General features: G+C 44.3%; 9 protein-coding genes. 3 read left to right on the top strand and 6 right to left on the bottom strand.

The window, feature by feature from the left end; all coding sequences use genetic code 11:
* Positions 1 to 15: 15 nt before the first annotated feature.
* The 5 genes from QNH28_RS23810 to QNH28_RS23790 form a co-directional block, all read right to left on the bottom strand.
* Positions 16 to 3,360 (bottom strand): DEAD/DEAH box helicase, encoded by a 3,345-nt coding sequence (locus QNH28_RS23810; RefSeq protein ID WP_283908810.1) that lies wholly within the window; start codon positions 3,358 to 3,360, stop codon positions 16 to 18.
* Between the two features lie 82 nt (positions 3,361 to 3,442).
* On the bottom strand, positions 3,443 to 4,132 hold the full coding sequence (locus QNH28_RS23805; RefSeq protein ID WP_283908809.1) for a TetR/AcrR family transcriptional regulator: 690 nt from the start codon (positions 4,130 to 4,132) through the stop codon (positions 3,443 to 3,445).
* A gap of 58 nt (positions 4,133 to 4,190) precedes the next feature.
* Positions 4,191 to 5,246 carry an ABC transporter permease gene (locus QNH28_RS23800; RefSeq protein WP_283908808.1) on the bottom strand — a complete coding sequence of 352 codons (1,056 nt, stop codon included), beginning with the start codon at positions 5,244 to 5,246 and terminating at the stop codon, positions 4,191 to 4,193.
* Positions 5,243 to 5,974 (bottom strand): ABC transporter ATP-binding protein, encoded by a 732-nt coding sequence (locus tag QNH28_RS23795; RefSeq protein ID WP_283908807.1) that lies wholly within the window; start codon positions 5,972 to 5,974, stop codon positions 5,243 to 5,245. The genes QNH28_RS23800 and QNH28_RS23795 overlap by 4 nt, the downstream gene beginning before the upstream one ends.
* 262 nt (positions 5,975 to 6,236) lie before the next feature.
* Positions 6,237 to 7,121, bottom strand: a complete 885-nt coding sequence (locus QNH28_RS23790; protein WP_283908806.1) for a helix-turn-helix domain-containing protein — start codon at positions 7,119 to 7,121, stop codon at positions 6,237 to 6,239.
* A gap of 125 nt (positions 7,122 to 7,246) precedes the next feature.
* Here QNH28_RS23790 and QNH28_RS23785 point away from each other — a divergent pair, with 125 nt between their 5' ends.
* From QNH28_RS23785 to QNH28_RS23775, 3 genes are all read left to right on the top strand, one after another.
* The gene (locus QNH28_RS23785) at positions 7,247 to 9,337 is read left to right on the top strand and encodes an alpha-glucuronidase family glycosyl hydrolase (protein ID WP_283908805.1); all 2,091 of its coding nucleotides are present in this window, start codon (positions 7,247 to 7,249) and stop codon (positions 9,335 to 9,337) included.
* A gap of 96 nt (positions 9,338 to 9,433) precedes the next feature.
* Positions 9,434 to 12,877: a glycoside hydrolase family 2 TIM barrel-domain containing protein gene (locus tag QNH28_RS23780; RefSeq protein WP_283908804.1), complete on the top strand. Its 3,444-nt coding sequence runs from the start codon at positions 9,434 to 9,436 to the stop codon at positions 12,875 to 12,877.
* A gap of 43 nt (positions 12,878 to 12,920) precedes the next feature.
* A complete protein-coding gene (locus tag QNH28_RS23775) occupies positions 12,921 to 13,976 on the top strand; it encodes an NAD(P)-dependent alcohol dehydrogenase (RefSeq protein WP_283908803.1) in 1,056 nt (351 codons plus the stop codon).
* A gap of 333 nt (positions 13,977 to 14,309) precedes the next feature.
* Here QNH28_RS23775 and QNH28_RS23770 read toward each other — a convergent pair whose 3' ends face one another.
* Positions 14,310 to 14,963, bottom strand: a complete 654-nt coding sequence (locus tag QNH28_RS23770; RefSeq protein WP_283908802.1) for a GntR family transcriptional regulator — start codon at positions 14,961 to 14,963, stop codon at positions 14,310 to 14,312.
* Between the last annotated feature and the right edge of the window lie 114 nt (positions 14,964 to 15,077).

Below are 15,077 nucleotides of genomic sequence, written 5' to 3'. Positions count from 1 at the left end.
AGGATATCCCTTTATTTAGATCATCAGAATTTCTCGGATGTCTTGTTCTGTGAGCGTAGATAATCCTTCCTGACCTGGCTGGATTACCTCATCAATTAAGTTCCTTTTCTTCTGTTGCAGCTCATACATCTTGTCCTCTACAGTGCCTTGGGTAACAAGTCGGATAACTTGCACTACTTTTTTCTGCCCGATTCGGTGAGCCCGATCTGCAGCTTGCTGTTCGACGGCTGGGTTCCACCATAGATCGTATAGGATTACAGTGTCAGCCCCTGTTAAGTTGAGTCCGGTTCCGCCAGCTTTTAAGGAGATCAGGAAAATATCTCGCTCTCCTTCATTAAACTGATTACATAAATCTACCCGCTGGGACACAGGCGTTTGACCATCTAGATAAAAATATGGAATACCTTGATATCCGAGTTCACGCCCAATCAGGCCAAGCATTTCTGTGAACTGGGAGAATACTAGCATTCGTTTACCCGAGCTACGGCATTCCTCAATGATTTCAAACAGCTGCTCGAACTTGGCGGAGCTTCCTTCATACCCATCCACAAATAGAGCCGGGTGACAGCATAGCTGGCGTAGACGGGTGAGTCCAGCAAGGATTTTTATCCGATTATTATTGCCGAAACTATCCTGGGTCAGATGCTTTAGCGCCTCTTTTTTCAAGCGGGCGAGATAAGCGACATATAACTTCTTCTGCTCAGGGAACAGCTCACAGGCTTGGAGTGATTCGATTTTCTCAGGCAATTCTTTTAATACATCACTCTTTAAGCGCCGCAGCAAAAAGGGACGTGCCCGTTTAGCAACAGTTTCCCTCGGTAAATCGTGGAAAGCTTTTTTACCTGGAAACAGCCCGGGGAACACCGTACCGAAGATGGACCAAAGATCTTCCAGCGCATTCTCCACTGGAGTCCCAGTAAGTGCAAAACGATGCCGAGCTTGAAGAGCCATAACTGCTTGAGCGGTCTGCGTCGTATGGTTCTTTATGGTTTGCGCTTCATCGAGAATCAGGGTATGAAAAGACATCTTAGCATACAACTGAACATCTCTTCGAAGCAGCGGGTAAGAGGTAATAATTACATCCGCCTTCGCTGCATTTTTTAAAATCCGACCGCGTTCCGTTAAGCTTCCATCTGCAATAACGGCCTTGATTTCAGGCGTGAACTTTTTAAGCTCATTATGCCAATTGTAGGTGAGAGAGGCAGGAGCGACAATAAGAGCGGGCAGACCACTCTGACGAATATCCGGAAGCTCGGAGAGCAGAAAAGCGATACTCTGAAGTGTTTTGCCAAGACCCATATCATCCGCTAAAATACCCCCGAAGCGGTAATGGGCGAGCGTCTTCAGCCACTGGAATCCATACTGCTGATAATCCCGGAGTACAGGAGCTAAACTCTCTGGTATAGGAAAATCAAGGTTCTCAGGATTGTGCATATTCGCAAGTAACCTTTTAAAGGACCTGCTCAGCTTGACTGAGTCACTTTGAGAATCAGCAGAGGTTAAATGTAACCCACGAACGACTGGTAAAGAGAATTGCGCACCTTTAATCTCACCTTCTCGAATACCCATCTCGTTCATAAAGGTGATGATTTCTTGGAGCTCCTCGCTTTCCAGTGGTAGCAGCGCCCCTTCGGGCAAGCGGTAGTATTTACGTTTATCCTGAAGTGATTTTAAGACCATCACAATCTCAGATTCGGGAATACCACCCATGTCGAATTTAAAATCAAGCCAGTCGGTCTTTTCGTTCCAACTAATACTTACCTTGGGTGGTGTGGTTCCCGTGAACAATCTTTCTTTGACAGCGGTGGTCGCGTAAACCGTTAGTAGTGGCTCAAGCAACGGAATCGTGTGGTATAAAAAATCGTACTCACCTTCCTCATCCGTCATAATATACCCGCCTTCGGTTTTGGCGAAGGATTCATGCTCCATCAGCTCCAGAATTCGGGCCTCTCCTTCACCGTCGCGTATAAGAATCAAGTCCGTACCGCGAACATGGGCTTTTTCGTCTAAAGGATTGATGATAATGTCACCATATTGAAACTCTAGCCCGGCGAGCAGTCGATCTCTCACACGGTCCAGATAGAGTCTCGCTATAAGCTTATGTTGCACAATTCGATCAGCAATAGATTCGGCGATATGCACGTTTCCCAGTTTTTTCAGACCAGGGATAACCTTGTCCATAAAAGGCTCCATTTGTTCAGGTGCGATATCGATACCATCTCGACGGGAGGAATCCAGCATTTTTTTCATCTCAGATAGGCGCATGCATTCCTGAACAGTTAGCTTCAACAGCTTGCCTTCAGACAGCACGAGTCCGTAGTCTTCCAGAACTGAGATCTGCTCAAGTCCTTGAATATCCAGATGGTATCCTTCGCCTTCGGCTTGCTCGAACGCAAAGCTAAGAGGTGGTGCTTCATTAGACATATGAATGCCTTCGTACAGCACCTCTTCTTGTTGCAGATATACCGACGAAACCTCTGAAAGTGCGGGCTGGAGCGTCTCCCAGAAAAAAGGAGGGATAGCCAGCAGGCGATCTCCCCCCAGGTTGCCACCATATGGAGAATGGTGAGTGACGTTATCGCGATACATTTTTTCATTTAAGACAATTTCAATAAGCTTCTGAAGAACGATGTTATCTTCCTTCCGAAAGCTGTGAATGGCAGGGTCATAGACGAAATGCTTCGAGAATTCGAAGGTTTCTCCACGGTGTACACGTTCCAGAAAACCTCTTATTTTATGAACGACATATAGTCGTTTCGAGCCGATTTTCATTTCTATTCCCAGCATGGTAGTGCTATAGCTGTAAATGAATGGCTTGCAGATAAACTCTACGTTTAACGGAATTCTATTATCCACAAATGCCCCAGTACCGCTCGGACGCGGCTTATGGTTGCTGAACATACCTAGCAGGCTGCTCACCAGATGCTGGTCTCTGAACCTTCCTCCCATGTCTCGCGTAGAATCCGTAACATTACGTGGGGTTAAGACTCCAGTATCTTCAATAGTAGATAGGCTAGAAGTTCCAGTATGATCTGGCGGTTCACCAGCAGTTTCAAGGGCATCAATGCTGATCAGTACGGCTGCGATATGTTTGCAGAAAGGCCCTCCATACGAGTAAGCAGGACAAGTGCATTCTGCCGTAACATCACCATCGATATCGACGACAACCATGACTTCGTAGCCAATGCCCCCTTGAACGAGCGCTTCATAACGAGATCGGGGCAGATCTGGGATGGATTCATTACGTTCTTCAATATCTATTATATCGACGCTTCCAGACTGGTAATAAGCCAATCCTTTTTCAAAAACAGATTTGCCGCACAGCAGCTTAATTACCCGTTCTGTCACACTAAAGCCCATAACATAATTCCTTCCTCGTAACTTGTTCTTCGAAAAGTCCGATTATTATATAGTCCTTATGATAACAGAACGGGCGTGCGCATCAAATAGGGGCTGCTACTCCACCGATCCCGTGCATAATAAAATGGATCGTCAGGTTAATCCCTTCCTCGTCATTCCAGTCCTTCTCCGGCTGGAGCAGCAGGCGATTTAGCACATACCCTACAACAGATGAAATAGTGAAGCGTAGAATAGCGGGTGTAGGTAATTCAATGACTTCGCCTTTTGCTTTGAAGTGCTCCACAATTTCGATGACGCGCTCCAGCACCTTGCTTAGAATATTTTCTGCGAATTGTTCTCTGAGCACTGGTTGGAAAGGGATTTCCTGTATCAGAATCTTTAGGATTTTAAAATTCTTGCGGGCGAACTCCAGACGATTGATGATAAACATCCGTAGGAATTCTTCGAAGCTGTCATAGGGAACATTGAGTACCCCGTTGAAATTCCGCATTACAAAAGGAGCAAGCATACGACTCATGGTGGGGCCTATGATGGACAGCAGTAAATCTTTTTTGGTCTTGTAATATCGGAATATCGTTCCCTCTGCTACGCCTGCCTTTTGAGCAATTTCACTAGTCGCAGCTGCAGCATATCCTTTTTCGGAAAATACCTCAATCGCTGCATGCAAAATGGAAATCTGCTTCGGTGTTAGTTTATCTTCTTCACTTATGGCCAGCAGCTCTTCAATCCACTGCTCTTCTATATTTTGTTCCGCAGAATCGTGTTCCTTCATTACAAATATCCTCCAGACTTGGTTCATTCCGTTCAACCGATGAAAGTTCTTAGTTAGGCTACATTTTCCGGTGTTTGCGCAGTGCCAATACATTCAGCACCATGAATAATAGTGAGAATCCGATCAGCACATAGACATCCAGAGCGATGGAATTCCATCCTTTGCCACGGATCATGATGTTCATAAGCGCTTCTGATCCATAATAAATTGGGGTTGCGTAGCCGATACGCTGTAGCCATAGCGGTAGGGTGTCGAGTGGGAACAGTCCGCTGAGGAAAACTTGTGGCACGATAATAAGCGGGATGAACTGAATCATCTGTAGCTCGTTGGCTGCAAAAGCCGACAAAAGCGTCCCCAGCGTCAGCGCAGTCATCGACAGGAGTAAGGTGATCAACATTACATAACCAAAGCTTCCTGTCATCATAATGCCGAGAATCTGAATGGAAAACCACGAGATCAACAGCGCTTGGAAGACGGTGAAAATACCGAAACCACATACATACCCGAGTACAATCTCCCATCTTTTTAAAGGAGTAGAAAGAAGACGTTCAAGGGTGCCTGTAGTCCGCTCTCGCAGGAAAGAAACACCGGCAATCAGGAATACGAAAAAGAACACAAATACGCCAATCATAATCGGACCGAAGCGGTCAATCGTCTTCATATTCTCAGAACCGTATAAGTAGCTGATCTGGGGCTGTAATTGCAGCTGTCCCTCTGTACTTGGAAGGAGCTTCTGAGAAAGCTTTTGAAGCGTCATAATTACCGCCTTGTTGGCTGTAGGGTTACTACCCTCTAACAACACTTGGGGCACACCTAGTGATTCTCCAGCGTTTCCGTCCAAAGTGATCAATGCGTCAATCTTTCCTTCTACTAGAGCACTTTTTCCTAGCTCTTCACTGGCATACTCTTTAATTGTAGCGTTTTCTTCTTTTAACGCTGCTGAGATATTTAGTGGCACACCGGATACTCCGATTTTTGGCTCATAGGTATCCCCGTTGAATACCAAGCTCATTAAACTTAGAACGATGAGCGGTGCGATGAACATTAATGCCATCGTTCTTTTATCATGAATAAATTGTCGCAAAATTCGTAAGGTGATCGCTCGGATTCTCATGAACGGACACCTCCATAATATAGAAAGGCTTCTTCAATAGAAGCTGAGCCAGTGGATTTAAGCAGTCCAGCCGGTGTGTCGGCTGCAAGCAGCTTGCCATCACGGATCATTCCAAGTCGATCACATTTCTCAGCTTCATCCATGACATGTGTAGTTAGTACAATCGTGGTACCTTTCTGATTAAGAGCTTTCAGTTCTTTCCAGATGGATAGTCGGAGTACGGGATCGATACCAACTGTTGGTTCATCAAGAAGAAGTAGCGGAGGCTCATGGAGCAGCGCAATCGCCAGGGATAGGCGGCGTTTCATTCCGCCAGAGTATTGATCTACTCTTTTGCGCAGATGCTCCTGAAGATCTACTAGTTCCATAACAGCTTTGATGCGTTTGCTGCGCTCCGCACCTTTTAGTCCATATAGTGCTGCGAAGAACTCCAGATTTTCTTTTGCGCTGAGTTCCGTATATAGGGCATCAGATTGAGCCATGTATCCAATTTGCTGCAGCATGGATAACTTAGGCATAGTGACACCAAGCACCTTTACCTCACCTGAGGTCACCTCATCGATACCAGTAAGCAGCTTTACGAGTGTTGTTTTTCCGGAGCCAGAGGGCCCTAGTATGCCGAAGGTTTCCGCACGCTCTACTTGAAGCGAAATATCCTCGAGCACCTGTTTGTCTCCAAAGGCTTTACCAACATGGCTCACTGAAATGACTGGAGCTTCCGAACCCATATTCATCTCCTCGATTCTGAATAGTCTGAGATACAAAATGGTATTGCTGAGTGCTCTCCACAACAATAATGAGTGAGTGCTCACTCATTATTGTGCTCCGGAATCCAGTAAATGTAAAGTGCTCAATTTTCGATGCTTACTACCTGCTTGAAATCTGTTGTAAATCGCAAAGTAGCGGCATTTTTGCACAAGATGCGAATACTTGCTCACGAACCAACTTGATATGATGTTAACAAGGAATGCAACTGGGATGTTCGACAACTCAATGATGCAAATGCCATTGCTTCCGAAATTGATTAGGCGTTGTGCCGAAATGGGTTTTGAATAATTTGCAAAAATGAGAGCAATTTGTGATCCCCACTTCCTCGGCGATGTGTGCGACTGTGTATTTGCTTGAAGTCAGAAGCTGAACGGCTTCCTGCATTCTTTTGACCGTTAAATAATCGGAAATACTGCTGCCTGTACACTCCTTAAACAAGTGGGATAAATGATGGGGTGAAAGATGTAGATCCTTGCTCATTTGATCGAGCCGCAAAGGTTCCTTGTAATGCAACTGCAGCCATTCCATAATACGTTCTGCCTGGTGTGGTTTACGAAGCGATTGTTCCCTGGAGGTCGGCTTTTGCTGTGTATCCCAAAGCGGCTTCAAAGCACGTAGGAACGTGATGAGAAACAAGGAGACCTCTTCCAGGAAATCATTTTTGTGCAAAGTTGGAAGCGCTTTATCTAGATCCTTCAGAAGAGCTATCAGTGATTGCAGGTCCTGCTGTTCATACCATCGAGGTGAGGCTAAATTGCCGCTGTGAATATGATTAAAAAAGCTTTGTAGGATGGGCCACTTTTCAAAATAAGCTTTAAATATACTGGGCTCATAATGCACGATCGAACGCACGAACGGAACCGCCTCGTTGATTTCAATTTGAATATGATGCAGCTGATACGGCTGGAAAATGCAAATCATCCCTGGCTTTATTTCATAGCTATTTTGATCAATAATCAGCGTGCCTTTACCTTCATGAACAATAAGAATTTCAACACCCTGATGAGCATGGAAAGTACCTTGATAGTCGTCTGTATTTGTACTTGTTCTTTTATATACAAAATAGAGATGGAACGGTTGTAAGTCCTGCTGCTCACGGTACGTCACATTCATGTTCCTCCTATTAGTAGGGATGCGGATAACTTATCGTTTACAAAAGTATAAGAGAACCATTGCACAGCTAGCAACATCTAGATTAAAAAGTCTTACTCACGAATGGAGGACACCGAATTATGGCAGATCAACAGACAGAATTACATAACGCAGGGTATAAAGCTTGGCTCGAATATCCATATATTCAATCGAGTGCAGTAAGAGAGTGCTATGCTTCTTGGTGCAATAACATTTTGATCCCCGAACAGGATCATCCAGTGATCAAAAGTGCTGTGCAAGAATTAACACGTGGCATACAAGGAATGCTTGATATAGATGCTACTATTACTGAATCTCAGGATAAAGATATGCAGGCCTGTATTGTGATCGGTATGTTTGATAGTAATCATCCGTTGATTACGCATACCTTTAGCGAGGCTACAAGGACAGCAATTGGATCAGAAGGATATGCCATCCGAACAAACACGGAGAAGGACTGTATTGTAATTGGTGCTTCCACACCCGTGGGATTACTATACGGCGTATTTGGATTCCTACGCTTGCTTGGAATGGGTCAATCTATTGAAGCGTTGGATGTGGTGGACAATCCTGTAAATCTTCTCCGCATGATGAATCAATGGGATAACATCGATGGAAGCATCGAACGTGGTTACGCAGGGAAGTCCATATTCTACTCAGACAACGAAATCACTAAGGATTTTGATCGAGTGCAAGATTATGCGAGAATGCTCGCTTCGATAGGGATCAATGCGATTGCTATAAACAATGTCAATGTGCATCGGTTTGAAACGATGTTTATTACGGAGCGCTATCTTCCTGACATCGCGAGGATTGCTGATATCTTCCGGAACTACGGGGTGAAGCTATTCCTAAGTATTAACTATGCTAGCCCGATCGAAATCGGTGGATTGAATACAGCCGATCCGTTAGATCCTGATGTACGCCAATGGTGGAAGGCAAAGGCGGTAGAAATTTATAAATGGATTCCAGATTTCGGCGGTTTCCTCGTAAAAGCTGATTCAGAGAATCGTCCTGGCCCGTTCACTTATGATCGTGATCATGCAGAGGGTTCGAACATGCTGGCTGAAGCTTTATTGCCTTTCGGGGGAATCGTCATCTGGCGCTGCTTTGTCTACAATTGCAAGCAGGATTGGCGGGATCGCTCCACCGATCGTGCACGAGCAGCATATGATCACTTTAAACCGCTGGATGGCCAGTTCATGAAGAATGTTATTTTACAGGTGAAGAATGGACCGATGGATTTTCAAGTACGGGAAGGCGTATCTCCGCTGTTCGGTGCCATGGAGCATACGAATATGATGATTGAGTTTCAAATTACGCAGGAATATACAGGCCAACAGCGTCATGTCTGCTACCTCGTCCCTCAATGGAAGGAAGTTCTTGATTTTAATACGTACGCAACGAATTCGGAGTCATCGGTGAAACGTGTCGTCGATGGATCCATGTACGGTTATAACTATAGCGGCTTCGCTGCTGTTTCAAATATTGGAAATGATCAGAACTGGACGGGGCATTTATTAGCGCAGGCCAATCTATATGGTTACAGTCGTCTCGCTTGGAATCCGGAATTAAGTGCAGAGCAAATCGCGAAGGAATGGACAATGCTCACGTTCAGTGCAGAGGATGAGCAGTTAATAGATACGATTCGTGAGATCTTGTTAACCTCTTGGAATATCTATGAATCTTATACTTCGCCGCTTGGCGTAGGCTGGATGGTCAATCCGGATCATCATTACGGTCCAAATGTGGATGGATATGAATATTCGAAATGGGGAACGTATCATTTTGCAGACCTACAAGGCATTGGCGTAGACCGGACAATGAAGACGGGGACGGGATATGTTGCTCAGTATCAAGGAGCGAATGTAGATTTGTATGAATCGGTAGCTACTTGTCCAGATGAGCTATTACTGTTCTTTCATCATGTACCGTATACGTATACTCTTAAATCTGGTAAAACGGTCATCCAGCATATTTATGATACGCATTTTGATGGCGTGGATCGCGCAGCAGGGCTGAAAGAGAAGTGGGAATCCCTTGAGGGGAAAATGGACGACAGCAGGTATGGGCAGGTGGTAGACCGTCTGCATGAACAGGTACTACATGCCCGCGAGTGGAGAGATATTATTAATACGTATTTCTACCGAAAAAGCGGTATCCCAGACCAGCATCAACGCAAAATATACTAAATATTAGTAGTAGGAGGAGTGTGTCCAGCAGGGCCACTCCTTCTATTACTCCCTCCCTTTGTTTCATAATCCTATGCGAAGAAAGGAAGATACACCTTGAATCAGAGAAGATTATTTAATGAGGGCTGGGAATTCGCCAAGAGTACTTTAGAAGTGACGAATGTTGAGTCCTTAGATTTCCATCCGGTTGATCTCCCACATGATTGGTTGATTTATAACACATTAGACTTATATGAGAATAGTATTGGCTGGTATCGAAAGTATTTTAAAAATACGAAGAACGATGAGCAGCTATTGCTGTGTTTTGATGGTGTTTATATGGACTCTATGATTTATGTGAATAATCAATGGGTTGGAGAGTGGAAATACGGCTATTCTTCCTTTGAATACGAGATTACAGATATGCTCATAGATGGGGCGAATGAAATTCTTGTGAAGGTCGTACACCAGAGTCCGAATAGTAGATGGTATTCAGGAGCGGGTATCTATCGGAATGTATGGCTCAAGACAAGAGACTTCAATCACATCGTGACAGATGGAATTTACATTCATACAGTACAAAAGAATAACGTTTGGCGAGTGGAGATCGACACCGATGTGAGCATTACAGGAGATATGCGGCTTTCTCAAACCATTCTTCATAAGGATCGAGTGATAAAGACCTGTGTTGAGAAGATCTCGGCCGGAGATCAAACGCAAACTGCCTCACGTGTTAGTCAGGTGCTGACTGTTGAGAATCCTTTATTATGGAGCACGGATGAGCCCCATTTATATCAGCTAAAAACGGAATTGCAACATAAGATACCTGATGATCAGGGTTCTGATGAAGTGTGGACAACAATAGAAGAATTAACACAGTGTATAAGCTTTCGAACGATTGTACTGGATCCCCAAGAGGGAATGCTTCTAAACGGTTTAAAGATCAAGCTTAACGGAGTTTGTGAGCATCATGACCTTGGTGCATTGGGATCGGCATTTCATACAGCAGCATTACGTAGAAGATTTGAGATCTTAAAGGACATGGGCGTGAATGCAATACGTACCGCTCATAATATGCCTGCTGCAGAGCTTATGGATTTGGCGGACGAAATGGGGCTGCTTGTGGTTTCGGAAGCCTTTGATATGTGGGAGCGGTCGAAGACCCCATATGATTACGCGAGATTTTTCAAGGATTGGGCGTTAAGAGATGTGAGGAGCTGGGTCAAGAGAGATCGTAATCATCCAAGCTTGTTGATGTGGAGTATTGGCAATGAAATTTATGACACGCATGCAGATGAACGTGGGCAAGAAATAACGAGCATGCTGATGGAAGGGGTGATTCAATACGATCCAAGAGGCAACGGGAAAGTGACCATTGGTTCGAACTATATGCCATGGGAGAATGCTAAGAAATGTGCGGATATAGTAAAGGTGGCAGGCTACAATTATGCGGAAAAATATTATCATCAGCATCACGCGGAACATCCTGACTGGATTATCTATGGTAGTGAAACCGCCTCTATTGTGCAGAGCAGGGGAATATATCATTTCCCATTCGAGCAATCCATCCTGGCTGATGACGATGAGCAGTGCTCTGCGCTAGGTAATAGCTCTACAAGCTGGGGAGCGAAGTCAGCAGAAGCCTGTATTATCGCGGAACGAGATGCGCCGTTCTCATTAGGTCAATTTATATGGACTGGCTTTGACTATATTGGTGAACCTACACCGTATCACACGAAGAATTCGTACTTCGGTCAGATAGATACCGCGACCTTTAAAAAGGATTCATATTATATCTATCAATCGGCTTGGACGAATTACAAGAAGCATCCGATGGTGCATATTCTTCCCTATTGGGATTTTAATCCCGGTCAAATGATCGATGTTCGAGTCTGCTCGAATGCTCCCAAGATAGAATTGCAGTTTAACGGTGAGACTGTAGGGACCTATGATATCGATCATGAGCATGGAATGCAGTTAGTGGGCTGGTGGAAGCTTCCTTATGAACCAGGCGAGCTCAAGGCAATTGCTTATGATGAGGCTGGCCAAATCATTGCAGTAGACATTAGGAAATCGTTCGGTGATGCGACTCGAATCTGCTTAAAGGCTGATAAGGATACACTCCTTGCGAACGGCACAGATTTAATCTTCATCGAAATTACGATGGAGGATGAGCGCGGTAATGCCGTTGAGAATGCAAATAATCGCGTTCAGATTCAGGTGAACGGAGCAGGCCGTTTGATCGGTTTAGATAATGGAGACAGCACGGACTATGATCCATACAAAGGAATGAGTAGACGCTTGTTCAGCGGCAAGCTTATGGCGATTGTTGCTGCGAGTTTAGAAGCAGGTACGATAACAGTTGAGGTTACCTCGAAAGGTGTAGTAGGTAGTAAGTTACAGCTTCAAGCGCTCCCTGTGGCAGATCGTGGAATAGGTATTTCAGCTAACACTAGAAATCTAGAGTTGCCATGTGTAATGGGAAATGTAGAAGAAATTCCTTTACGAAAGATAGAAATTATAAGTCATTCTGGACAACAGTTTAATGAAAATAGAAGAGAAATGATTGTACACGCTAACCTTTACCCTAAAGACACTTCCTATACTGAAGTGGAGTGGAGTATTGTAAATGATGCAGGGATTGAGTCCAATCTAGCGCGGATCGAACAACTGGGACAAGAAGCCAAGATCACGGCGTTAGGAGATGGGCGTTTCCGCGTTCGCTGTATGAGTAAGAACGGTACAGAAAAGACAAAGCTGATTTCACAGTTGGAATTTACGGCGAGCGGTCTTGGGACGGCTTACAAGGATCCGTATGGATTTATATCTGGCGGTCTATATGACGAGGTTAAAGGCGAAGTCGGAAATGGAAATGAACGAGGCGTAGCTACGAGTCGAGATGGTGAGACACAGGTTGCTTATCGCGAGATTGACTTTGGAACTTACGGCTCGGATTTGATAACGATTCCCCTATTCGCATTGTCTAGCGAAGCCTACGAGCTCCAGATTTGGGAAGGCATGCCGGACGAAGAGCGTAGTGAGCTTTTGGCAGACGTTATTTATCAGAAGGAATCGCAATGGAATGTTTATCAGGAGGCAACCTATCTATTATCCAAGAGACTCACGGGTATCAGCTCTATTTGTTTTGTATTACAGAAGAAGGTGCACATTAAAGGCTTCTCATTTGTGAAAAAGAACCGAGCGTTCGAGCAGAATAGGGCTGTGGATTGTGATCGCATTTATGGTGATACGTTCACCATCGCGGAACAGGGTGTTGAAGGAATCGGGAATAACGTATCTCTCGTGTTCGAGCAGATGGATTTTACGACGGAAGGTACTTCAAAGCTTGTCATTTGTGGGAGAACTCCGATCGATAAGAACACCATTCATCTTCGCTTCGAAGAGGGTGAAGCATCTAACAATCAACTGATCGAATTTACACACTCAGATGGATATGTAGAGCGAGTATTTGAGTTGGAGAAAGTGACAGGGGAGCAGAAGGTAACGTTTATCTTCTTGCCTGGAAGTCAGTTCGATTTCGGTTGGTTTCGGTTTGAATGATCGATTGTCCTTTCAACTACTACGATAAATGAGGTGCGTGTACATGTTAACAGGCAAGATGAATGCTGCAATAATGGATGAGCAATTATCGATTTCTGTGAAGCAAATAGATATTCCTGTTCCTAAGGAAAATGAAGCGCTAATTAAGGTGTATTGTATAGGAATTTGCGGGTCAGATGTTCATTACTATGAGCATGGAAGAATCGGTCGTTATGTAGTAAAGGAACCGATCATATTAGGCCATGAGCTGGCTGGTGAAGTCGTTGAGGTTGGCAAGAAGGTAGCAAATATTACTGTAGGTGACCGAGTAGCGGTTGAGCCAGGAATAACCTGTGGACAATGCGACTATTGTAAATCTGGACGTTATAATTTGTGCCCAGATGTGGTCTTTCTTGCAACACCCCCAGTAAATGGGGCTTGGGCAGAATACATTGTCATGCCAAGTGATTATCTATTTAAACTTCCGGATTCCATGAGTTATGAGGAAGGCGCAATGCTGGAGCCATTGTCGGTTGGCTTTCATGCGATGATGCGTGGTAAGGTTCAACCGTTTGATCGAGTGCTAATAACGGGTCTTGGTCCGATCGGACTGCTTGCAGGACAAGCAGCAAAGCTATTTGGCGTTTCTGAAATTTATGGTACGGATGTCGTACCTTTTCGGCGTCAACTTGCAATGGAGATGGGCTTCACTGCAGCATTAGATCCAGTAAAAGAGAATGTTCAAGAGCGCATCAACGAGTTAACGAACGGATCTGGAGTTACGCTCGTCGTGGAATCATCGGGTAACGCAAGAGCGATGGCGGATACCATTAAGTTGGTTCGCCGTGGTGGGAGAATTGTATTTGTCGGTTTACCAGCTGATAGTGTTATTCCGATGGATATGGGACAATTTATCGATGGTGAGATTGATGCTTATGGTGTTTTTCGTTATGCGAATACCTATCCGGCTGCGATCCAAGCGTTGCAGCATTCTTCATTAGATATTGAGAAAATAGTATCGCATCGCTTTGCGCTTACAGATACTCAAGCAGCTCTTGAAGTAGCACGTAAAGAGAAAGATACCAGCATTAAGGTAATGATTTATCCGAATATGCCTTAATGAGCGTTATGAAAAAAAAGAGACCGTCCCAAAAGCCATAAAAATGGCTGCTTGAGGCGGTCTTTTTGTGTTTACGTAGGAGCAACTATTGCTTTTTATATGGACGCTCCGCGAACGGACCGTTGTTCCAATCGCTGTGGTCTCCAGATTTAATTTATTTTCCCTACGTGGTAAAAATCCGGAGACCAAGGCGAACGCTATCGCTTTTCCACAATCAGTCCGTCCTCTCCGCTGTTTTAGAGGGGGAAGTTTCAACAAAAATAACGAGACCGAAGACACATAGATATGCCAAGTTGGACAAATCTTTCTACTGTAGGACAGCCTCTTCGCGTATTACGCTTTAATATAATCTGCAAAATTCTCCAATAGGTATAAGGAGCTCATGTCTTCACGCAAATGATGCTGGACTAGCTCATCTACTTTGTCTGGTTCATGGTTTGTCATACAATCCAGGATCATGTGATGCTCGCTCAAAATTTTCTCCAGCTTTTCTTGCTTTAGGGTATGCAAGCGTCGATATCTTTCATAATGCACATGGGAGAACTTAATTTGCTCCCACAAAAATTCATGTCCTGCTAAGGTGAATAGCGTCTTATGATAGGCGTCATCCAAAGCAAAAAAGTGCTCAATGGCATGTTCTTGATGTATGGCATTTTTTTGCTCGTCTAGGTTCTTCTTAAGTTCTATAATTCCTTTAAGAGTAAGGCTGCCGCATAGACCTTTGATAATGTCTTTTTCCAAAACACTTCTTAAATAGATCATTTGCTCGACAGATTCCAAATCAATGTATGAAACAAGATTCCCTTTCTTCGGATACACATCAATATAGGACTCGAGGGATAGCTGCTTTAGTACATCGCGCAAAGGTGTTCTGGATATCTGAAACCGTTCGGATAACACGGTCTCACTTAGAATGGTTCCAGGCTTTAGCGTTAGGTTAAGAATTTCGTGCTTTAATAGGTTCAAAATATCATTTTTGGTGGACATGAGGTTACGTCTCCATTGCCATTGATTTTGTAATGCGGATATCTGAAACGGGATCCTGATATAAGATAGTGATTTCATTATATAATCTTTTAATCTTGTATACAAGATTAATAA

Origin of the sequence: Paenibacillus sp. G2S3 (genome assembly GCF_030123105.1) — a bacterium.
GTDB lineage: Bacteria > Bacillota > Bacilli > Paenibacillales > Paenibacillaceae > Paenibacillus_AQ.
The sequence above is the reverse complement of the archived record's forward strand: the minus strand, read 5'-3'. Positions and strand labels throughout refer to the sequence as shown.